The organism is Geothrix sp., assembly GCF_049292215.1.
Lineage (GTDB): Bacteria > Acidobacteriota > Holophagae > Holophagales > Holophagaceae > Geothrix.
In genome coordinates this window covers 1-21,870 of the sequence record NZ_JBATQW010000016.1, presented here as the reverse complement: position 1 = coordinate 21,870, position 21,870 = coordinate 1, and the positions used below count along the sequence as shown (strand labels likewise).

The 21,870-nt window shown below is 63.5% G+C and carries 15 protein-coding genes, 4 tRNA genes and 1 pseudogene; all 20 read left to right on the top strand.

The window, feature by feature from the left end; genetic code table 11:
- The first annotated feature begins 170 nt into the window (after window positions 1–170).
- On the top strand, window positions 171–461 hold the full coding sequence (locus WAS25_RS03120) for a hypothetical protein (protein ID WP_422310044.1): 291 nt from the start codon (window positions 171–173) through the stop codon (window positions 459–461).
- A 113-nt stretch (window positions 462–574) separates the two neighbouring features.
- The gene (locus tag WAS25_RS03115; protein ID WP_422310043.1) at window positions 575–1,954 is read left to right on the top strand and encodes an OmpP1/FadL family transporter; all 1,380 of its coding nucleotides are present in this window, start codon (window positions 575–577) and stop codon (window positions 1,952–1,954) included.
- Between the two features lie 2 nt (window positions 1,955–1,956).
- Window positions 1,957–2,703: a 23S rRNA (guanosine(2251)-2'-O)-methyltransferase RlmB gene (gene rlmB / locus WAS25_RS03110; RefSeq protein WP_422310042.1), complete on the top strand. Its 747-nt coding sequence runs from the start codon at window positions 1,957–1,959 to the stop codon at window positions 2,701–2,703.
- A 135-nt stretch (window positions 2,704–2,838) separates the two neighbouring features.
- Window positions 2,839–2,925, top strand: a tRNA-Tyr gene (locus WAS25_RS03105).
- A 49-nt stretch (window positions 2,926–2,974) separates the two neighbouring features.
- Window positions 2,975–3,050: transfer RNA gene (locus WAS25_RS03100), tRNA-Gly, on the top strand.
- 68 nt (window positions 3,051–3,118) lie between these two features.
- Window positions 3,119–3,193, top strand: a tRNA-Thr gene (locus tag WAS25_RS03095).
- Between the two features lie 51 nt (window positions 3,194–3,244).
- Entirely contained in the window at window positions 3,245–4,438 is a 1,194-nt protein-coding gene (gene tuf / locus WAS25_RS03090) for an elongation factor Tu (RefSeq protein WP_422310041.1), read from the top strand.
- Between the two features lie 32 nt (window positions 4,439–4,470).
- Window positions 4,471–4,620: a 50S ribosomal protein L33 gene (gene rpmG / locus WAS25_RS03085; protein WP_422310040.1), complete on the top strand. Its 150-nt coding sequence runs from the start codon at window positions 4,471–4,473 to the stop codon at window positions 4,618–4,620.
- A gap of 55 nt (window positions 4,621–4,675) precedes the next feature.
- Window positions 4,676–4,751, top strand: a tRNA-Trp gene (locus WAS25_RS03080).
- Between the two features lie 69 nt (window positions 4,752–4,820).
- Window positions 4,821–5,015, top strand: a complete 195-nt coding sequence (gene secE / locus WAS25_RS03075) for a preprotein translocase subunit SecE (protein WP_422310039.1) — start codon at window positions 4,821–4,823, stop codon at window positions 5,013–5,015.
- A gap of 13 nt (window positions 5,016–5,028) precedes the next feature.
- Window positions 5,029–5,673: a transcription termination/antitermination protein NusG gene (nusG, locus tag WAS25_RS03070; protein WP_422310038.1), complete on the top strand. Its 645-nt coding sequence runs from the start codon at window positions 5,029–5,031 to the stop codon at window positions 5,671–5,673.
- A gap of 165 nt (window positions 5,674–5,838) precedes the next feature.
- On the top strand, window positions 5,839–6,270 hold the full coding sequence (gene rplK, locus WAS25_RS03065) for a 50S ribosomal protein L11 (RefSeq protein WP_422310037.1): 432 nt from the start codon (window positions 5,839–5,841) through the stop codon (window positions 6,268–6,270).
- A gap of 85 nt (window positions 6,271–6,355) precedes the next feature.
- Window positions 6,356–7,045, top strand: coding sequence for a 50S ribosomal protein L1 (gene rplA / locus WAS25_RS03060; protein ID WP_422310036.1), 690 nt, complete (start codon window positions 6,356–6,358; stop codon window positions 7,043–7,045).
- Between the two features lie 10 nt (window positions 7,046–7,055).
- Complete coding sequence (rplJ, locus tag WAS25_RS03055) at window positions 7,056–7,544, top strand: 50S ribosomal protein L10 (protein WP_422310035.1); 489 nt, start codon at window positions 7,056–7,058, stop codon at window positions 7,542–7,544.
- 46 nt (window positions 7,545–7,590) lie between these two features.
- On the top strand, window positions 7,591–7,971 hold the full coding sequence (gene rplL / locus WAS25_RS03050; protein WP_422310045.1) for a 50S ribosomal protein L7/L12: 381 nt from the start codon (window positions 7,591–7,593) through the stop codon (window positions 7,969–7,971).
- A gap of 366 nt (window positions 7,972–8,337) precedes the next feature.
- The gene (gene rpoB, locus WAS25_RS03045; RefSeq protein ID WP_422310034.1) at window positions 8,338–12,729 is read left to right on the top strand and encodes a DNA-directed RNA polymerase subunit beta; all 4,392 of its coding nucleotides are present in this window, start codon (window positions 8,338–8,340) and stop codon (window positions 12,727–12,729) included.
- A gap of 44 nt (window positions 12,730–12,773) precedes the next feature.
- On the top strand, window positions 12,774–17,012 hold the full coding sequence (gene rpoC / locus WAS25_RS03040) for a DNA-directed RNA polymerase subunit beta' (RefSeq protein WP_422310033.1): 4,239 nt from the start codon (window positions 12,774–12,776) through the stop codon (window positions 17,010–17,012).
- 782 nt (window positions 17,013–17,794) lie between these two features.
- Window positions 17,795–19,135 carry an ABC transporter substrate-binding protein gene (locus WAS25_RS03035; RefSeq protein WP_422310032.1) on the top strand — a complete coding sequence of 447 codons (1,341 nt, stop codon included), beginning with the start codon at window positions 17,795–17,797 and terminating at the stop codon, window positions 19,133–19,135.
- A 65-nt stretch (window positions 19,136–19,200) separates the two neighbouring features.
- On the top strand, window positions 19,201–21,087 hold the full coding sequence (locus WAS25_RS03030; RefSeq protein ID WP_422310031.1) for a kelch repeat-containing protein: 1,887 nt from the start codon (window positions 19,201–19,203) through the stop codon (window positions 21,085–21,087).
- A gap of 383 nt (window positions 21,088–21,470) precedes the next feature.
- Window positions 21,471–21,870 (top strand): annotated as a pseudogene (locus tag WAS25_RS03025) (hypothetical protein); the annotation flags it as partial.

Genomic DNA, 21,870 nt, shown 5'->3' with positions numbered 1-21,870 from the left:
ACCAAGGCGAACCGTGGCCGCGGCCTGGGCACCTACGGGATGAAGCTGCTGGGCGAGACGGTCCTGGGCGGACAGGTGGGTTTTACCACCAACTGGACGGAAGGCACCCGCTTCTTCATCGAGCTTCCGGGGGATGACTGAGGGGCCGGACAGGCTATGCTGGTTCCTCCATGCCTGCCCCCCGACCCCGTCCCTTCGCCTGGGACGTCCTCTTCCGAGCGCTGAGGTTCTTCTACCTGCTTTGGGGCGGGATGCTCCTGTCGACCCTGGCCTTCTATGGTCGGCTGAGGCTACCCTCCCCGTTCTGGCAGTGGCCGGAGCTCTGCCGGGCGGTCATGGGGCCCTGGGGCCGGGCCCTCGCCCTGGGAGCGGGCCTCGTGATGTGTCTGGCGGCCCTGCTGGAAGTCTGGGAGCTGGTGGATCGCCTGCTGGTGCGCTTCATGGGTGAGTCCGAACGCTGAGGGCCGAGGAATGCACTTGGTGATTCGCCGCCTTTTGGCGATCCTGGAGTCTTGGGTTTGAACCCTTCCGGGGTTCGGGCCATTCAAGAAGCGTGTCTCGGGAGGCGTCGGGTATGGTCCAGCTGGTTCGTGGAAGTGTCGGGATGGGGCTGGTGGTGGGCTTGGCCGCCCTTCCAGTGGCCGCCCAGAGCATGGCCCTGCCGGCCGCAGAGCCCGTGGGCATCTCGCGAAGCGGCGCCCAGGTGGCCTATGGCTACAGCCTGGAGGCGGCCACCACCAATCCGGCGCTGCTCGCCTCCCTCAAGGAGAAGGGCGGGTTCTACCTGGCCATGGGCCTGGAGATGTCCTCCACCCAGCAGAGCCTGGAATCGGAGCAGACCTCGGTCCGTACCACCTACTTCAGCTATGACCGCAATCGCACCCTCGGGGCCTTCGGCCTCGCGGCGCGGTTGTCACCGACGCTGACTTTGGGCCTGAAGCTGGATGAGCCCTACCTCCGGCACGGAAGGCTGCTGGACAACGCGCCCAGCCGCTACCTGGGCGACGGGATCGACCTGTCGGCCCGACGGCTGGAAGGCCAGTCGGCCTGGGCCCTCAGCCCCAACCTCTCCCTGGGACTCGGCCTGGGCGTGGCCCGTCTCTCATACGATTCCAGCAGTGCCATGCGCCTGAGTGTCCCCAACGACCCAACCCTCCCCGTCTCTGGTTCCAACTCGGTGAATGGGTTGGTCGAACAGCGGGTCGGCCAGAGTGGGGACAAGGTGGTACCCAGCTACTCCCTGGGGCTTCGCTGGGCTTTGAGCCCGCGCTGGACCATGGGCTTCGTCCACCAATCGGGACTGAAGGGCGACCTCGGTCTTAAGGCGGAATTCCGCAATGCCCCGCTTGGTTTTTATGCGAACGATGGCCTGAGCACCGCACCACTCGGCGCCAGCACCCGCGCGACCATTCTGCTGGCCGGTTCCAGCCCCACGGCGGGTTCAGCGACGCTGGAGCTCCCCTCGCAGACCACAATCGGCGTGCGTCATCGCATCACGCCAATGATGACCTGGGAGGCCGACCTGAAGTGGACTTCAGCTGGTCTGCGGGTTCCCAGCTTCGCCACTGTGGCGACGCCTTCGGGCACCGTCGCGGCTCCCGCGGAACTGCCCCGCGGTAAGGGGCACCTGGGCCTGAACCTCTCCACGGAGGTGGAGCTCGGGAAGTCCTGGACCCTGCGTGGTGGCTTGGCCCTGGATCAGCGCAGCGTCGAGGAGGCAGGCGCCGAGCCCCTGCTCGGCGGCTCACGCACGGCCGCCTTCTCGTTCGGCGCCGGCTACAAGGTCTGGGGCGGCGAACTGAATCTGGGCTATCAGTACCGGCAGAGCGAAGACCAGGACACCAGCCGACTGAACGGCGTCTGGAGTTGGACAGGGTTCCGGTCGGTCGGCACCCGTGTCCGCATGGAGGGCATGGGTCACCTCCTGGCCCTCGGTTTCAAGAAGACGTTCTAGCCTTGCGATACCTCGGCCCCCATGCCTGTGAGGAGGCCCTGTCGCGGGGAGAGCTCCATTCCCTGTGGGTGGCCCCGGCCGCCTTCGGTCGCGTGGCCAAGCTGATTTCGGAGGCCCGTGCCGCCGGTGTGGTGATCCATCGCGATCCCATGGAGAGCCTGGATCGGCGGAGCCAGGGGCAGCGCCATCAGGGCGTCCTGGGCGAGGGTACGGCCTTCGCCTACGCGGATTTTGGGGATGTGGTGGCCCGCCTGAAGGCCAAGGGCGATGCAGCCCTGGTCCTCGCGTTGGACGGGGTGACGGATCCCCACAACCTGGGAGCGATCCTGCGCTCGGCGGCTGCGGTTGCCGTCGACGGGGTGCTCCTGCCAGAGCGGCGGTCGGCCCAGGTGAACGAGACCGTGATCCGCGCCAGCGCCGGCACGGCGGGGCGGGTGCCGGTATGCCGCGTGGTGAACCTTGGCAGGGCCCTGGATGACCTGAAGGATGCCGGCGCCTGGATCTACGGCCTTGCGGCCGGCGAGGGCAGCCGCGACTACCTGGGGGAACCCTTCGACCGCGCCACGGTGCTGGTCCTGGGGGCCGAAGGGGAGGGCCTGCACCTGAAGATCCGGGAGCGCTGCGATGGTTTGCTGCACATCCCCATGCCGGGCGGCATCGAAAGCCTGAACGTGTCGGCCGCCGCCGCGGTCACGCTATTCCGCGTGATCGCGCGACGAAGCCACCCCAGTTCAGAAGTTTCCCCTTGAGGGTGTTCCGTTGCCGTGATACCTTTCGAGTTCCCTGTCAGGAAAGCCCTGCCTCGCAGTGACCCTGACACGAAGCCCCGGCAGGGACTTCGAGGGATGAATTGACAAGCCCCGGGAGGGGCACCGGACAAGCATGCCGAGATGGCCGAGTGGTTAATGGCAGCAGACTGTAAATCTGCCACGCAACGCGTTACGGAGGTTCGAATCCTTCTCTCGGCACCAGTCCCCCGGAGTTCTCCGGAAGGCTGGGTCCCGTTTTCGGAGTTCCACCGCGGGAATAGCTCAGTTGGTAGAGCGTCAGCCTTCCAAGCTGAATGTCGCGGGTTCGAACCCCGTTTCCCGCTCCACCCTCCCCGTCCTCCAGTCCACTCCGGAAGACGGACCAGTCACCCGCCGCGCGGCGGGAGCGTTCAAGGCCCACATAGCTCAGTGGTAGAGCACTTCCTTGGTAAGGAAGAGGTCACCGGTTCAAGCCCGGTTGTGGGCTCCACCTTCAGCACAGTTCCCCTTCATCTTCTCTCCCACCTTTCAGGAGGCATTCGTGGCCAAAGAGAAATTCGATCGTTCAAAGACCCACGTCAACATCGGCACCATCGGCCATGTGGACCACGGTAAAACCACGCTGACGGCGGCGATCACCTACATCCTCGCCAAGAAGTTTGGTGGAGAGACGAAGTCCTACGACCAGATCGACTCCGCGCCCGAAGAGAAGGCCCGCGGGATCACGATTAACACGGCCCACGTCGAGTACCAGACCGAGAAGCGCCACTACGCGCACGTCGACTGCCCTGGTCACGCCGACTACATCAAGAACATGATCACCGGCGCGGCCCAGATGGACGGTGCGATCCTCGTGGTCGCCGCCACCGACGGCCCCATGCCCCAGACCCGCGAGCACATCCTGCTGGCCCGTCAGGTCGGCGTGCCCTACATCGTGGTCTTCATGAACAAGGTCGACATCGCCGACCCCGAGCTCACCGAGCTGGTCGAGATGGAAATCCGCGACCTGCTGTCCTCCTACCAGTACCCCGGCGACGATATCCCCATCATCAAGGGTTCCGCCCGTCTGGCCCTGGACCACGCCGAGACCCCGGACCATCCGGATTGCGCCTGCATCCTGGAGCTCATGGCCGCCGTCGACGCCTACATTCCTGATCCCGCCCGCGCCATCGACAAGCCCTTCATCATGCCCGTCGAGGACGTGTTCACCATCACCGGCCGCGGCACCGTGGTGACTGGCCGCATCGAGGCTGGCATCGTTCGTGTCGGCGAGGAAATCGAAATCATCGGCCTCAAGGACACCGTCAAGAAGGTCGTGACCGGCGTCGAGATGTTCCGCAAGTCCCTGGATCAGGGTCAGGCTGGCGACAACGCCGGCATCCTGCTCCGCGGCGTGGAGCGCAAGGACGTGGAGCGCGGTCAGGTGCTCGCCAAGCCCGGCAGCATCACCCCCCACACCAAGTTCAACGCCCAGGTGTACGTGCTGACCAAGGAAGAGGGCGGCCGCCACACCCCCTTCTTCAACAAGTACCGTCCCCAGTTCTACTTCCGCACCACCGACGTGACCGGCTCCATCGAGCTCGAGGCTGGCCGCGAAATGGTGATGCCCGGCGATAACGTGACCCTGACGGTTGAGCTGATCCAGCCCATCGCCATGGTCAAGGGCCTGAAGTTCGCCATCCGCGAGGGTGGACGCACTGTGGGCGCCGGCAACGTGGGCGAGATCCTGGCCTAGTGCCAGTCCGCCCTCCGACTTAGGAGGTCACCATGCGCGACATCGTTCACTTGCAGTGCACCGAGTGCAAACGCAAGAACTACAGCACCACCAAGAACAAGAAGACCACCACGGGCAAGCTTGAGTTCAACAAGTTCTGCCGTTTCTGTGGCGGTTACAAGATCCACCGCGAGTCGAAGTAGGGCTCCGGTTCCGAGGGTTCCCCGCCCGGCGCCACCAGTCGCCGGGCGGTCCCACAGGGGAGTAGCTCAGCTGGTAGAGCAGCGGACTCCAAATCCGCAGGTCGCGGGTTCGAACCCTGTCTCCCCTGCCACTTCCCGGCCCCGGCGCTCCCGCTCGGGGCCAGGTTTTTCTGATCGACGTCCATTCCACGGGGTCCATCGTGATCGGTGCCATCAAGCAGCAGGCCAAGGATCTCTTCGCCGAACTCGACCGTGTCGATTGGCCCACCAAGGAGAAGGTGATGACCTCCGCCTGGACGGTGGTGATCGTCTCGACGTTCGTGGGTCTCTATTTATGGTCCGTGGATTGGGTTCTCTCCAAGGGCTTCGCGTACTTCTTCCTGAAGACGCGCTGAAGCGGAGGCAGGCATGACCGATCTCGTGAGCATTCCCCAGGACACTCCGCAGGACGCCACGGCCCAGCCGCAGGGTCGTGAGCTGAAGTGGTTCATCATCCACACCTATTCCGGCTATGAAGCCAAGGTGATGGAGCATCTCCGCCAGCGCATCCAGATGGAAGAGCGCCAGGATAGTTTCGGGGACATCCAGATCCCCGAAGAGACCTACGAGGAGATGAAGGTCGATGCCAAGTCGGGCAAGAAGGAGCGCGTCGTCAAGAAACGCAAGTCGTTCCCTGGCTATCTGCTCGTTCAGATCCAGGTGGAGCGCAAGCCCGATGGCTCCGTGGAGATGGCCGATGCCGACTGGCATCTGGTCCGGAACACGCCCAAGGTCACGAGCTTCGTGGGGGCCAACAAGAAGCGGCCCACGCCCCTGACGGACGAGGAAGTCCGGCAGATCATGCACCACACCGAAGAGACCCAGGAGAAGCCCAAGCCCAAGTACCACTTCGAGAAGGGTGAGAAGGTCCGCATCATCGATGGCCCCTTCGCCAACTTCGAGGGCGACGTGGAAGAGATCCACGAGGAGCGCTCCACCATCAAGGTGAATGTGACCGTCTTCGGTCGCTCCACCCCCGTCGAGCTGGACTTCATCCAGGTCGAGAAGCGGTAGGAATCCCTTTTACCTGAAGACTTTTTCGAGTCCTTCAGGTAGACTTTCCAGTCCCGGTCTCTTTCGGCCGGGACCTTTTCAACCCCGGTTGGCGGGTCCCCAGGATCCCCACCCTCAAGGCGGACGTCGCCGGCATGTGCCGGAATCCCCCGCGGGAGCAATACCATGGCAAAGAAGATCACTGGCTACATCAAGCTGCAGCTGCCTGCGGGCGAAGCCACCCCGGCGCCTCCCGTCGGTCCGGCCCTGGGCCAGCACGGCGTGAACATCATGGAGTTCGTGAAGCAGTTCAACGCCAAGTCCGTGGGCGCGGTCGAGAAGGGCACCACCCTCCCCGTCGTCATCACTGTCTACGCTGACCGCAGCTTCAGCTTCATCCTGAAGACCCCGCCCGCCGCCGTGCTCATCAAGAAGAAGCTCGGCCTGGACAAGGGCAGCCCCACGCCCAACAAGACCAAGGTCGGCAAGATCACCAAGGCTCAGCTTGCCGAGATCGCCAAGGTCAAGATGCCCGACCTCACCGCCGGCAGCCTTGAGGCCGCCGTCCGTTCCATCGCCGGCTCCGCCCGCTCCATGGGCGTCGACGTCATCGATTAGCACCCCTTTTGTTGGAGAGCCGCATCGGGCGGCGATCCCGGCTACCGCGACCGACATCGCGGGAGATTGTTCGAATGGAGCCACAATGGCAAAACCTGGAAAGAAGTACCGGGCTGCCGCGGCCAAGGTCGAAGATCGCCCCTACGAGCTGGTGGAAGGCCTCACCGTTGTGAAGGACTTGGCGTTCGCCAAGTTTGACGAGACGGTCGAAGTCCACATGCGACTCGGAGTGGATCCCCGTCACGCGGACCAGATGGTCCGCGGCACCATCGTCCTGCCCCACGGAACGGGCAAGACCATGCGTGTGGCGGTGATCGCGGGCGGCGAGAAGATCAAGGAAGCGGAAGCGGCGGGCGCCGAGATCGTGGGCGGGGACGAGCTGGTCGAGAAGATCGCCGGCGGATTCCTCGACTTCGATGCCCTCGTCGCGACCCCCGACATGATGAAGGGCGTTGGTCGGCTGGGCAAAGTGCTCGGTCCCCGCGGCCTCATGCCCAACCCCAAGACCGGAACCGTGACCTTCGACGTGGTTAAGGCCATCAAGGAGATCAAGGCCGGCAAGGTGGAATACCGTGTTGACAAGACCGGCATCATCCACGCGGGTGTGGGCAAGCTCTCCTTCGGTGTTGAGAAGCTGGCGGAGAACGCCAAGGCGCTCATCGATGCCGTCCACAAGGCCAAGCCCGCCACGGCAAAGGGGAAATACGTGAAGACGATGTACATCGCCTCCACCATGGGCCCCTCGGTCACCCTCAACACCAGTGTTGAGAAGTAGGAGGCTGACCATGGAAAAGAACCAGAAATTCGCTGAAGTCGCCGCGCTCAAGGAAACCTTCTCCACTGCCACCTCGGCGGTCGTGATCGAGTTCAAGGGCCTCGTGGTTGACAAGGACACCGCCTTTCGCAAGAGCGTCCGCGAGAGCAAGGCCCAGTACCGTGTCAGCAAGAACACCCTGCTCCGTCTCGCCGTCAAGGACACCTCCTTCGAGGCCCTGGGCGGTTCCTTCAAGGGCGCCAGCGCCATTGCCACGACCACGACCGATGTCGTCGCCATGGCCAAGGCCATCAACGGTTTCCTGAAGGACAATCCGGCCGCCACCTTCAAGGCCGGCGTCATGGATGGCAAGCTGTTCGACGCCAAGCAGCTCCAGGTCCTGGCCGAGCTGCCCAGCCGCGATGCCCTCATCGCCAAGCTGCTCTACCTCATGCAGTATCCGATCTCCGGTCTGGCGGTCGCCCTTGAGGGCATCCGCAAGCAGAAGGCCGGCGAGTAGCACCCCAACCCCGAATCCAAAACCCCATTTCGAATTTTAGGAGACCATCATGGCTCTCACTGCCGATCAGCTCATCGCTGAAATCGAAACCATGACCGTGCTCGACCTGGCCAACCTGGTCAAGGCCCTCGAGGATCGCTTCGGTGTTTCCGCCGCCGCGATGGCCGCTCCCGCCGCTGGCGGTGCCGCCCCGGCCGCCGCTGTCGAAGAGCAGACGGAATTCAACGTCATGCTCATGGAGGCCGGCGCCAACAAGCTGAACGTCATCAAGGCCGTCCGCGAGATCGTCGCCGGCCTGGGCCTCAAGGAAGCCAAGGACCTGGTCGATGGCGCCCCCAAGGCCGTCAAGGAAGGCGTGGCCAAGGAAGAAGCTGCCAAGATCAAGGAAAAGCTCGAGGCCGCTGGCGCCAAGGTCGAGATCAAGTAGTTCTCGATACAGCATTAACGCAAAGCGTAGGGTGTGTCACACACCTTACGCTTTGCGGTTCTGTCTTGTTCTGGTACGATTATTCCTTCCGTCCGGTTTCCCGAACGGACTTCGTCCCCATAAAGGCCCCTGGTTGCCAAACGCCCGCCGTCGCAGCGCCATCCACGTTCCTGGGCCGCACCTTCCACCGCTGGGTGGCAGGGTGGCCATCGGTTCGTACCGGGGTATCACGCACCACCGCACGTAATCCCGTACCGGGGCTCCCCGCCCTGGGACAAAGCCGTCTTTGCTCAAGGCCCGCAGCTGTGAAATGCCGTGCCGCGTGCCGTCCATAGAAGGTTCCGCCAACTTTACCTGGAGCGAACCATGAGTGTTCAGCAGAACATCTACCGCCAGCGCCACAACTTCTCCAAGATCCGGTCCCTGGTCCCCATCCCGAACCTGATCGACATCCAGAAGCGGAGCTACGACGAATTCCTCCAGATGAACCTGCTGCACAGCGAGCGGGAGACCCGCGGCCTCAAGGCCGTGTTCGAGTCCATGTTCCCCGTGCACAACGGCAAGAACCCTGATGGCACCGACGCCAACCTCGAAGTCGAGTTCCTCGACTACACCGTGGGCCACTGGGCCTGCAAGTGCGAGAAGTACCTGGGCCTCGAGCACCTCCGCACCCAGTGCAAGCACTGCGGCCACAGCATCGTGTCGGACCACCCGAAGGATCCCACGGTGGACTGCCCCAAGTGCGGCACCCGCAATAAGAACGCCGCGACCATCTGTGACGTGTGCCAAGAGCCCGTCGCGATGAAGCAGAAGATGGGCATGGACGAGTGCGTGGAGCGCGGCTCCACCATGGCCGCCCCCCTGAAGATCCGCGTGCGCCTCAACCAGTTCGACAAGGACGACAAGGGCAACCGCCGCTTCAAGCAGAGCCAGGACTCGGAAGTCTACTTCGGCGACCTGCCGATCATGACCGACCGCGGCACCTTCATCATCAACGGCACCGAGCGCGTGATCGTGAGCCAGCTGCACCGCAGCCCCGGCGTGTTCTTCAGCATCGCCTCCGACAAGAGCCTCTACAGCGCCCAGATCATCCCCTACCGCGGCTCCTGGATCGAGTTCGAGCTGGACGCCAAGGGCCTGCTCTACGCCCGCATCGACCGCAAGCGCAAGTTCCTGGGCGCCACTTTCATGCGCGCCCTGGGCCTCTTCGCTGAAAGCCTCAACTGCAATGAAGCCATGCTCCGCCACTTCTACACCCCCGCCACCTTCTTCCTCAAGAAGGGCAAGCTCACCGTCGCCGTGGGCGACCACCTCCAGGGCAAGAAGACCGAAGAGGACGTGAAGCACCCCAAGACCAAGGAAGTGGTGCTGGCCAAGGAGAAGAAGATCACCCGCCGGCTCCTCGACCAGATGGAGAAGGCCGGCATCAAGGACGTGCCCGTGTCCCGCGAGATGCTGGACGGCGCCGTCCTCCTGCAGGACATCGTGAACATGAACACCGGCGAGGTGCTCATGGAGGCGAACGAGCCCTTCCTCCAGACCCACCTCGAGATGTTCCTGGCCAACGACGTGCAGTCCTTCGACGTCTGCTTCCCCGAGGCCGATGCCACGGGCAAGGTCTTCTCCGAGACCCTGGCCAAGGATCACACCGAGGACAGCGAAGAGGCCGCCAAGGAACTCTTCAAGAAGATCCGTCCCGGTGAGCCTGCGACGCTGGAATCCAGCAAGAAGCTGCTCTTCGGCATGTTCTTCGATCCCCAGAAGTACGACCTCAGCAAGGTGGGTCGCCACAAGATCAATGCGAAGCTGGCTCTCAACACGGATCTGGAATACCGCACCCTGGGCACGGACGACTTCATCCAGACCATCCACTACCTGCTGCGTCTGAAGAAATACGACACCACCCGTCAGGACGTCGGCGAGATCGCCCCCGTCCGCGCCGACGACATCGATCACCTGGGCAACCGCCGCGTGCGGTCCGTGGGTGAACTGCTCGAGAACGGCTTCCGCGTCGGCCTCGTGCGCGTGCAGCGGGCCATCAAGGAGAAGTTCAGCATCGCGCAGGATCCCAACAATCCCGTGCAGGCCCACGACCTGATCAACAGCAAGCCGGTGATCGCGGCCATGAAGGAGTTCTTCGGCAGCAGCCAGCTCTCCCAGTTCATGGACCAGACCAACCCGCTGTCCGAGATCACCCACAAGCGCCGCCTGTCGGCCCTCGGACCGGGCGGCCTCAGCCGCGACCGCGCGGGCTTCGAGGTGCGCGACGTGCACACCTCCCACTACGGCCGCATCTGCCCCATCGAGACGCCGGAAGGTCCGAACATCGGCCTCATCAGCTCCCTCTCCTGCTACGCCCGCATCAACGAGTTCGGTTTCATCGAGAGCCCCTACCTCAAGGTCGAGAACGGCAAGATCGTCCACTTCGCCAAGGTCACCAGCGTGGGCGATTCCAAGCTCGGCTACATGGAAGTGGTGCGCCTCGAGGATCTGGAAACCGAGAACAAGAAGCTGGCCAAGGCCGGCAAGCGTCCCGCCAAGTACGAGATGCACGCCTTCTACTTGTCCGCCTGGGAAGAGGATGAGCACGTCATCGCCCAGGCCAATGTCCGCGTGGACAAGGACGGGATGATCCAGGACGAGGACGTCACGGTCCGCAGGGCCGGGGAAACCAAGATCGTCTCCCGCGACCAGGTCACGCTCATGGACGTGAGCCCCAAGCAGGTGGTCTCCGTGGCCGCCAGCCTCATTCCCTTCCTTGAGAACGACGACGCCAACCGTGCCCTCATGGGCGCCAACATGCAGCGCCAGGCCGTGCCTCTCATCCGCACCGAGGCCCCCATCGTGGGCACCGGCATGGAGTTCGTCGCCGCCAAGGATTCCGGCGCCTGCGTGGTGTGCCGCCGGTCCGGCATCGTCGAGTCCGTGGACGCCAACCGCATCGTGGTGCGCGTCGAGGACGACCCCGAGACCGAGGGCGTCGAGTCCGGGGTGGACATCTACACCTTGGTCAAGTTCGCCCGCAGCAACCAGAACACCTGCCTCAACCAGACCCCGCTGGTGAAGAAGGGCGAGTACGTCACCGAGGCGCAGATCCTCGCCGACGGCCCCTGCACCGACCACGGTGAGCTGGCCCTGGGCCGGAACCTCGTCGTGGCCTACATGCCCTGGCGCGGCTACAACTTCGAGGACGCGATCCTGATTTCCGAGCGCGTCGTGAAGGAGGACCTCTACACCACGATCCACATCGAGGAGTTCGAGGTCCACGCCCGCGACACCAAGCTCGGCCCTGAAGAGATCACCCGCGACATCCCCCAGGTCCGCGAAGAGGCCCTCAAGAACCTCGACGACAGCGGCATCATCCGCACCGGCGCCACCGTCAAGCACGGCGACATCCTGGTGGGCAAGGTCACGCCCAAGGGCGAGACCATCCTCTCTCCTGAAGAGAAGCTGCTCCGCGCCATCTTCGGCGAGAAGGCCAGCGACGTGAAGGATGCCAGCCTGACCGTGCCCCCGGGCATCGAAGGCACCGTGGTGGACATCAAGGTCTTCACCCGCAAGGGCCAGGAGAAGGATCTGCGCACCCAGCAGATCGAGCGCGACCAGATGGCCAAGTGGGAGAAGGATCTCTCCGACGAGGAGCGCATCATCCGCGCCGAGGCCAAGAAGAAGGTCGTGACCCTGCTCAAGGGCAAGGAACTTGACGAGAACCTGAACGACGACAAGGGCAAGGAGCTGCTGCCCAAGGGCAAGAAGCTCACCCAGAACATGCTGGAGGCCGTGCCCTACCACCGCTTCCGCCAGGTCTCGGTGGCTGCCGCCAAGAACCGCATCAATGCCGAGGTGCTCGACATCCTCGACCGCACCGAGAGCCAGTTGAAGGTGCTCCGCGACATCCTGAACGAGCGCATGGAGCGCCTGCTCAAGGGTGACGAGTTGATGCCCGGCGTCCTCAAGACCGTGAAGTGCTACGTGGCCGTGAAGCGCAAGCTTCAGGTCGGTGACAAAATGGCCGGCCGCCACGGCAACAAGGGCGTGGTCAGCCGCATCCTCCCCGTGGAGGACATGCCCTACCTGCCCGATGGCCGCCCCGTGGACATCGTGCTGAACCCCCTGGGCGTTCCCTCCCGTATGAACATCGGCCAGGTGCTTGAGTGCCACCTCGGCTGGGCCGGCAAGACGCTGGGCGTCCACTTCTCCACGCCGGTATTTGACGGCGCGCGCGAAGCCGACATCAAGGGCTTCCTCGTCCAGGCCTGGGAGAAGAACAACAAGCTGGGCCCCGATGTCACCGGCAAGACCAAGCTTTATGACGGCATGACCGGTGAGGCCTTCGAGCAGCCCGTGAACGTGGGATGCGTTTACATGCTTAAGCTACACCACCTCGTCGACAACAAAATCCATGCCCGGAGCATTGGGCCTTACAGCCTCATCACCCAGCAGCCTCTCGGCGGCAAGGCCCAGTTCGGTGGCCAGCGCTTCGGCGAGATGGAAGTCTGGGCGCTCGAGGCCTACGGCGCGGCCCACGTGCTGCAGGAACTCCTCACCTACAAGTCCGACGACATGCACGGCCGCACCCAGATCTACCAGGCCATCATCAAGGGCGAGACCATCAAGGATCCCGGCCTCCCCGAGAGCTTCAACGTCGTCAAGAAGGAACTCAACGCGCTCTGCATCGATGTCGAGATGCTCACCCGCGAAGAGCTGGACCCGGCCATGGCGGAAGAAGAACCCGCTGCCTTCTCCATCGAAGGCTGATCTCGTTTCCGCTTCCGTCTCCGACGAATACTTGAGAGGTCCATATGTATCCTGAGCAGCAGAACATCAACGCCTACGAGTGCATCCGGGTGTCTTTGGCCAGCCCGGACAAGATGCGTTCCTGGTCCAAGGGCGAAGTCACCAAGCCCGAGACCATCAACTACCGTAGCCTGAAACCTGAGCGCGACGGCCTCTTCTGCGCGCGCATCTTCGGGCCCGTGAACGACTGGGAATGCCTCTGCGGCAAGTACAAGCGCCAGAAGTTCAAAGGCGTCACATGCGACAAGTGCGGCGTTGAAGTCACCAAGAAGTCCGTCCGCCGCGAACGCATGGGCCACATCCAGCTGGCGAGTCCCGTCAGCCACGTGTGGTTCTTCAAGGGCGTGCCCAGCCGCATCGGCTACCTGCTGGACATCCCCCTCAAGGACCTTGAGCGCGTGCTCTACTTCGAGGCCTACACCGTCACCGAGAGCGGCGGCACGACCCTGAAGGAAGGCGAGATCCTCAACGAGGACAAGTACCGCGAGTACCGCAGCCTCCACGGCGAGGGCTTCAAGGCACAGATGGGTGCCGAGGCCATCAAGGAACTGCTCAAGCAGGTTGACATCGAGGCTCTGACCATCGAGCTGCGCGATGTCATGAAGAAGGAAACCTCCACCCAGAAGCGAAGCAAGGTCGCCAAGCGCCTCAAGGTGGCCGAGTCCTTTCACCGCTCCGGCAACAAGCCCGAGTGGATGATCCTGGACGTGGTGCCCGTGCTGCCCCCCGAACTGCGCCCCCTGGTGCCACTCGACGGCGGCCGCTTCGCCACCTCAGACCTGAACGACCTCTACCGTCGCGTCATCAACCGGAACAACCGCCTCAAGAAGCTCCTCGAGCTGAAGGCCCCCGACGTCATCGTGCGCAACGAGAAGCGCATGCTGCAGGAGGCCGTGGACGCGCTGTTTGAGAATGGCAAGCGCGGACGTCTCCTGCGCGGCGTCAGCAACCGCCCCCTCAAGTCCCTCAGTGACGCCCTCAAGGGCAAGCAGGGCCGGTTCCGTCAGAACCTGCTCGGCAAGCGCGTGGACTACTCGGGCCGTTCCGTCATCGTGGTGGGTCCCGACCTCAAGCTGCACCAGTGCGGCCTGCCCAAGAAGATGGCGCTGGAACTCTTCAAGCCCTTCATCTTCAACCGGCTCGAGCACAAGGGCTACGCGGCCACCATCCGCCAGGCCAAGGAAATGGTCGAAGAAGGCCGTCCCGAGGTCTGGGACGTGCTGGAAGAGGTCATCAAGGACCACCCGGTCCTGCTGAACCGCGCACCCACCCTCCACCGACTCGGCATCCAGGCCTTCCAGCCTGTCCTGGTCGAAGGCAAGGCCATCCGTCTGCACCCCCTGGTCTGCACCGCCTTCAACGCGGACTTCGACGGTGACCAGATGGCCGTCCACGTGCCCCTCAGCCCCATGGCCCAGATCGAGGCCAAGGTGCTGATGATGTCCACCCAGAACATCCTCAACCCCGCCAACGGCCGTCCCAACGTGGTGCCCTCCCAGGACATCGTGCTGGGTGGCTACTACCTGACCAAGAAGCGCGTCGGCCGCAAGGGCGAGGGCATGGTCTTTGCCAACGTCAACGATGTGGTCTCGGCTCATGAGGCTGGCGTCGTCGACACCCACGCCATCATCCAGATCCGCCACACCGGCGAGTGGGTGGACACCGAGGCTTGGCACGCGAAGGACCCCAAGAAGAACTCCGAGCAGGAGGTCTTCGAGGCGCCCGCCGAGACCGTGAAGCACCAGCTCAAGACCACCACCGTGGGCCGCGTGCTTTTCAACCGCAGCCTGCCCGAGGAAGTGCCCTTCATCAACGGCCTGCTCAAGAAGGAGGGCCTGCTCTCCCTCGTGAACCGCGCCTACAAGCTGAACGGTCCCGAAGTCACCATCCGCATGCTGGACGCGATGAAGGACACTGGCTTCCACTGGGCCATGCGCGCCGGCGTGTCCGTGGGCATCGACGACCTCGTCGTGCCCGACTCCAAGGCCAAGCTCCTGAAGACTGCCTCGGATGAAGTCCGCGCCATCGAGAAGGAATCCTACGAGGGCCGGCTCGACGCCTCTACGCGCTACAACCGGATCCTGGAAGTCTGGGGTAAGACCAGCGACCAGGTGGCTGGCGACATGATGAAGGAATTGGAGAAGCGCAACGAGACCGGCGAGTTCCTGAACTCGATTTACATCCTGGCCGACTCCGGCGCCCGTGGTTCCAAGACCCAGATCCGTCAGGTCGCCGGCATGCGTGGCCTCATGGCCCGCCCCAGTGGCGACATCATCGAGACCCCGATCACGGCCAACTTCAAGGAAGGCCTCAGCGTTCTCGACTACTTCATCTCGACCCACGGCGCCCGCAAGGGCCTCGCCGATACCGCGCTGAAGACGGCGGATTCGGGTTACCTCACCCGCAAGCTGGTGGACGTGGCCCAGGACGTCATCGTCAATGAGGACGACTGCGAGACCATCAACGGCATCGAGGTCGAGGCCATCGTCAACAGCGACGGCACCATCCGCTCCCGCCTGCGCGACCGCATCATGGGCCGCGTCTGCCTTGAAGACATCGTGGATCCCTACGATGCCGCCAAGACCATCGCCCCCGCTGGCACCCTCCTCTCAGAGGAACTGGCGTTCACCATCGAGACCAGCGGCATCCCCAAGGTCAAGATCCGCTCCACCCTGACCTGCGAAGCCCGTCGCGGCATCTGTGCCAAGTGCTACGGCCTGAACCTCAGCACCGGCCGCCTGGTCGATCTGGGCGAGGCCGTGGGCGTCATCGCCGCCCAGTCCATCGGCGAACCCGGCACCCAGCTCACCATGCGTACCTTCCACGTCGGTGGCGCGGCCAGCCGCACCTCCGAGAAGAGCACCCACGAGGCCCAGATTGCGGGCGTCGTGAAGTACGAGGGTCTCGAGAACACCAAGGACCAGAAGAAGACCGTCGTCAACCGCAAGGGCGAGACCGTGGCCCTGACCCGGAACGGCTACATCCTCGTCACCGACGAGGACGGCAACGAGCGTGAGCGCTACAAGGTCACCTCGGGCGCCATCCTCAAGGTCAAGGACAAGGAGAAGGTCGAGCCCCGCACCGTGCTCGCCGAGTGGGATCCGTACAACGACGTGCTCCTCACCGAAGTGGGCGGCCTCGCCGACTTCAAGGAGTTCGAAGTCAACGTCTCCTACCAGGAAGAGAAGGATCCGATCTCGGGCAACTTCCGCAAGAAGGTCATCGATCCCACGGACGACAAGATCCACCCCCACATCAACATCAAGGGGGACAACCACAAGGTGCTCAAGCGCTACAACATCCCCACCGGCGCCTACATCGAAGTGGAAGAGGGCCAGGAACTGCTGCCCGGCGACGTCATCGCCAAGACCAGCCGCCAGCAGGCCAAGACCAGCGACATCACGGGCGGTCTGCCGCGCGTGACGGAGCTCTTCGAAGGCCGCAAGCCCAAGGAACCCGCGATCATCAGCGAAGTCACCGGCTATGTGAAGTACGGCAACCGCGTCCGCGGCAACCAGAAGGTCCTGGTCGAGGCCGAGACCGGGGAGAAGGGCGAATACCTCATTCCCCGTGGCAAGCACATCCAGGTCCAGGACGGCGATGAGATCCGCGCCGGAGAGAAACTCACCGAGGGTGCCGTCAGCCCCCACGATCTTCTCAAGGTTCAGGGCGATCGGGCCCTCCAGGCCTTCCTCGTCAACGAAGTCCAGGAGGTCTACCGGGCCCAGGGCGTGGTCATCAACGACAAGCACATCGAGGTGATCATCCGCCAGATGCTGCGTTGGGTCCTCATCACCGACGTGGGCGACACCCCGCTCATCGTCGAGGAGAAGGTCGACAAGCACCGCTTCAAGGAGATCAACGAACAGGCCCTCAAGGATGGCGGCCAGCCCGCCACCTGCGAGCCCCTGCTGCTCGGCATCACCAAGGCCGCGCTGACATCCGAGAGCTTCATCTCGGCCGCCAGCTTCCAGGAGACCACCCGCGTCCTCACCGAAGCGGCTCTGGAAGGCCGCGTGGACTACCTGCGCGGGCTCAAGGAGAACGTCATCCTGGGTCGCCTGATCCCCGCCGGCACCGGCATGGCCCACTACCGGAACCTCGACATCGAGGAGGGCGAGTACCCCGAGCCCAGCCTCAACGAGTTCTCGGCTGGGGAGGACTTCGACGACGAATACGCCCGCATGGCGCAGCACGTCGAAGAGCTCCAGGGCATGACCGAGATCGACGGCGAAGACCTCTAGGTAGTAGAACCATGTAGTCCATGACGGCCCGCCTCGGCGGGCCGTCATGCATTTGGGCCACGTCGGGTGGGGTGGATGGTTCGGATTTCCTGGGGCATGCGTACAATCGATTCACGATCCCCGGCATCAGCCAGGGCATGACCGCTCAAACCGCGATCACCAGGAGGACCCAGCATGACTCGACGCATAGGGTTCACCGCCGGAGTACTGGTGGGGATCTGCGCCGCGTCCGGGTTCCCCCTAGCGGCTCAGAGGTGCGAGATCTGCTCGGTGTCCGATGTCACCTTGGTGGGTCAGGACGGCGCCAAGGTGCAGCCGGAACTGTGCCACCAAGGCCTGGTCCGATCCTGTGACATCCTGGATGCATTCAAGAGAGTGAGGAATCTGTGAATCCGCTGAACCTAGCCATGCCCTCCTGGTTGCGTCCAATGCTGCTCCTAGGGGCCAGCATCATCGTGACGACCGCGTTCGCAACTGCTCCTGAGAAGCAGAGGGCCAAGCCGACTACCGTGGCCGGGATGCCAGCCGAGAAGGCACTCGCTTTGGGTGAGCGCATGTACCGGGAGGGGATTCTTCCGGATGGCACGGCCATGCGTACGTTTGTTAGCGGCGAAGTTGCGATTGCTGGAACCACATACAGCTGTGCCAGCTGTCACCTGCGGAGTGGACTGGGGTCCAATGAGGGTGGCGTGGTGACGTTGCCTACCAATGGCTTCAAATTGGCCCAGACCCGCTATTGGAAATTCCCGAACCTTTTCCCCGAGGAGCGGAAGCATCTGCGCGTGGCTAGTCCGCCCGCGCGCCCGCCCTATGACGACTCGACCCTTGCCAAGGTCCTGCGGACCGGGATCGACCCCAGTGGCCGGCAGCTGAACCAGGCCATGCCCAGGTATGACCTGAGCGATGGGAACATGGCCATCCTGACTCACTACCTCTGGTCCCTCTCTGCAGACCTGTCGCCCGGTGTCGACAATGCCGGCATCCGGTTCGCCACGGTGGTCACGGATGAGGTGAGCACCGAGGACCAGGAGGCCATGCTGGTGCCCCTCAAAAATTACATCGAAAGGCACAATAGCCGTGCTCACATCATGGATACCAAGATGTATGGAAGCATCGGCGGGAAGGAGATGTCCGGTTCCTTCCGTAGCCTATACCTGGATGTGTGGCGACTGAAGGGCGCTCCAGACACATGGAAAGCGCAACTTGAAGCCTACCTCGCCAAGTCCCCGGTGTTCGCGCTCCTGGGGGGCATCTCCACCCGAGAATGGAAACCCATTCACGATTTCTGCGAAAGCAACCGGCTCCCCTGCCTCTTCCCAATCACGGACTTACCCGCCCTCTCGGAGACGGGATGGTACACGCAGTATTTCTCGAAGGGGTATTACCAGGAGGGGGAGACTGCTGCCCGGTTTCTGGCTGACCAGGATCACCCGACCGCTACTGAGAGGGTGCTCCAGGTCATTCAGGCGGGGCCCGAGGCCCGGGAACTGGCCGCTGGATTTCGTGAAACCTGGAAGGAACTGGGGAAGGAGCCCCCCAAGGAGATTCAGCTCAAGCCAGGGGAGCTGCTGACCACCGACTCAGTGAGGAAAGTGCTGCAGCAGGAGCGACCGACCGCCCTGGTGTTATGGCAGGGCAATGGCGTTTCAGAGATCCTCGGAAACCTGGAGCTGCAAGCCGACCGGCCAGGTGGCGTGATCGTGTCCTCGAGGCTGCTCGGCTCGAAGCTGATGACGCTGCCGGAAAGGGCCTGGCCCTTCACCTGGATCACCTATCCCTATCGGGAGCCCCTCGAGGAGGTCAAGATCTCCCGTCTGGCAGTGCCCCTTATGAAGGGGATCCCCCGTCCGAAACCGGAGTCACGGATCTCCACTCGCACCTATTCCATGCTGATGATTCTCCAGGCCCTCCTGCTCGAAATGGACCGGAACATCTACCGGGACAACTTGATGGACCGTATCGGGATGCTCCGGGACTATGCGCTCCCGGATTACCTGCGCTTCAGCTTCGGCGCGGGTCAGCGCTACGCCTCGAGGGGGTGTTACATCATGCAGGTCCTTCCCGGCAGTGAGCCGGGGAAGGAGCCCAGGCTCTGGCCCAGCAGTGAATGGGTGATTCACTGAACCTGGTTAGAAGCTCGTATGCTCTAGGGTTCCCCGAGGGATCGACGGATCAGGCTGAGGTTCACATGCGCACTATCGGATCCATTTGCTGGACGATGCTGGTCGGCCTGGCTCTTTTCTCGACGGCGTGCAAAGAGGTCGCAGTGGCCCCCACAGGCCTCAGCTACGGCACCAACCCGGCCATCTATACCGTGGGCACGGCAATCCCCACTAACAGCCCCACCCATGGCGGGGGCAACCCCGACACCTACTCGATCAGCCCATCCTTGCCGGATGGTTTGGTTCTCGATCCGAAATCGGGAGCCATGACGGGAACGCCCACGACCCCCTCGGCCGCGACCTCCTTCACGGTGACTGCCACCAACGGCGCCGGCAGTACCACCGCCAGCCTCACCATCACGGTCAACGCCAAGCCACCGGCCATCACGATCACGACACAGCCCGCCAGCCAGTCGGTCCAGGTGGGCCAGACCGCGACCTTCACCGTGGTGGCGAATGGAACCGGGACCCTCTCCTATCAGTGGGCGAAGGGGGGCATCGCCATTGCGGGTGCTGCCTCGGCCTCCTACACGACACCCGCGACGGTCCTGGCCGATGACGGCAGCTCTTTCACTGTGGACATCTCCGATACCAATGGGAACGTCCTGACCAGCAGTGCCGCCATCCTGACGGTGACCACGGTGCTTCCCGTCACCATCACGACCCAGCCGGCCGACCAGTCCGTCCTGGAAGGTCAGACCGCCACCTTCAGTGTGGTCGCCAGTGGCAGTGGAACCCTGACCTATCAGTGGTCGAAGGACGGTGTGGCGATTCCGAGCGCCACAGCCGCGTCCTATACGACGCCGACCACGGTCCTCGCCGACAGTGGCAGCACCTACAGTGTCCACATCACGGCCGGGAATGGGCAGAGCGCGACCAGCACCAGCGCCACCTTGACCGTGCTCTCGTCCTCGGGCGGCCCCGGCACCTGCATCGCGACGGGCAGCCTGACCACCTTGCGCCACTCCCACACAGCTACCTTGCTGGCCAACGGGAAGGTCCTCATCGTCGGCGGCTTCAACGGAATACCCCTCGATTCCGCCGAGCTCTATGATCCCACCTCCGGCACCTTCTCCTCCGCCGGCAACCTGGCTTCGGCGCGGTATTCCCACACGGCGACCCTGCTGCCCAACGGCAAGGTGCTCGTCACCGGGGGGTACACATTGGCCGGCGTGACGAAGTCGGCTGAGCTCTATGACCCCGGGACCAACAGCTTCTCTGTCGCGGGGACCATGGTCTCGGAACGCGCCCAGCACACGGCGACGTCGCTGCCGGGCGGCAAGGTGTTGATCTTCTCCGGACGCGGCCTCCTCGCTTACCTCAAGACCGCCGAACTCTACGATCCCACCACCAATGCCTTCACGGCCACGGTGGGCGCGCCCTTGGCCGCCAGGGTCGACCACACCGCCAGCCTCCTAGGCAGCGGCAAGGTCCTTATCACGGGTGGGCAGACGACTGGGGTGATCGCCTCCGGGGAGCTCTACGATCCTGTGGCCGATACCTTTACCGCAACAGCAAGCCTCTCCGTACCGAGGGTCTTCCACACGGCCACGGTGCTTGCGAATGGCAAGGTGCTGGTGGTGGGGGGCTCGCTCACGAGCGTGGCCGAGCTCTACGACCCAGCCGCCGGGACCTTCACCGCTACCGCCGGCACCCTTGTCCTGCAGCGGGACCGGTTGCATGCGGCCGTGCTCCTGCCGACCGGAAAGGTACTCATCAGCGGGGGCGTCGGCAGCGGGGTGGTGTTGGCAGCCAATGAGCTCTTCGACCCTGCCAATGGGACCTTTGCCGCCACTGGCAGCATGACCACCAGCAGGCGCATCCATACCGCCACCCTCCTGGGAACCGGCAAGGTCCTCCTGGCGGCGGGGCTGGGTGGGACCTACCTGTTCACTGCCGAGCTGTACTACTGACCGCAGTGCGGTCTGACTGGGCCTGGGAATATCTGGTTTTTACAAAAAAATCGTCACAACTCGTGCCATTCGGCCTGCCCGCACTATTTGTAGGGCGTATTCGGGACGATTAGGCAGGGTCAGGTGAAATCCTGACAATGTTGTCATTTAAATATTCTTCTGCCTGGTCTCCACATGGGGTGAGCCGAAACTTACATGGTTCTTTGGTAGGTCAATAGGGGTAATTACCTATAGTTCTGATCCCCAAGCCATCCGATGCTTTCCTTTGATTGAAAGCCGAATACCACCCAGCCCAGGGTCCTTTGGACTTGTTGGGCCTCTTTGTATCCCTCTTCTCCCGCCCTCATTCCCTCACCAGCTCTTCTCTCAAAGCGAGGTGCTCCATGCTCCAGAAGTTCAACCGTCTGCTGGCTCTCGCCGCAGCCCTGTTCACGGGAGTCGGCCTCTACGCCGAAAACCCCGTGGCACAGGAGCCGCAGCGACGCACAGCCGCACCTCAGGTAGGTGGCGATCAGAACGCCATCATCGAGCGTGCGGTCCGTCGTCGCACCATGATGGAGGCCCGCAAGGCCGCCGCGGAGCGTAACCGCCCAGCTCGCGAGGCTGCGCTGGCCGCCGCCAAGGCTGCCGTCAAGGCTGCCGTCAAGACCAAGGGTTCGGTCCCGTACTACAAGGCCCCCAAGGAAGGAGCCCTTGCCCCGGCTCCCCTCGGGACCATGGACCCTCAGGGCACGCCCCATTACATGGACGGCATCATTCCGAACTACGCGAACACCGATCCCC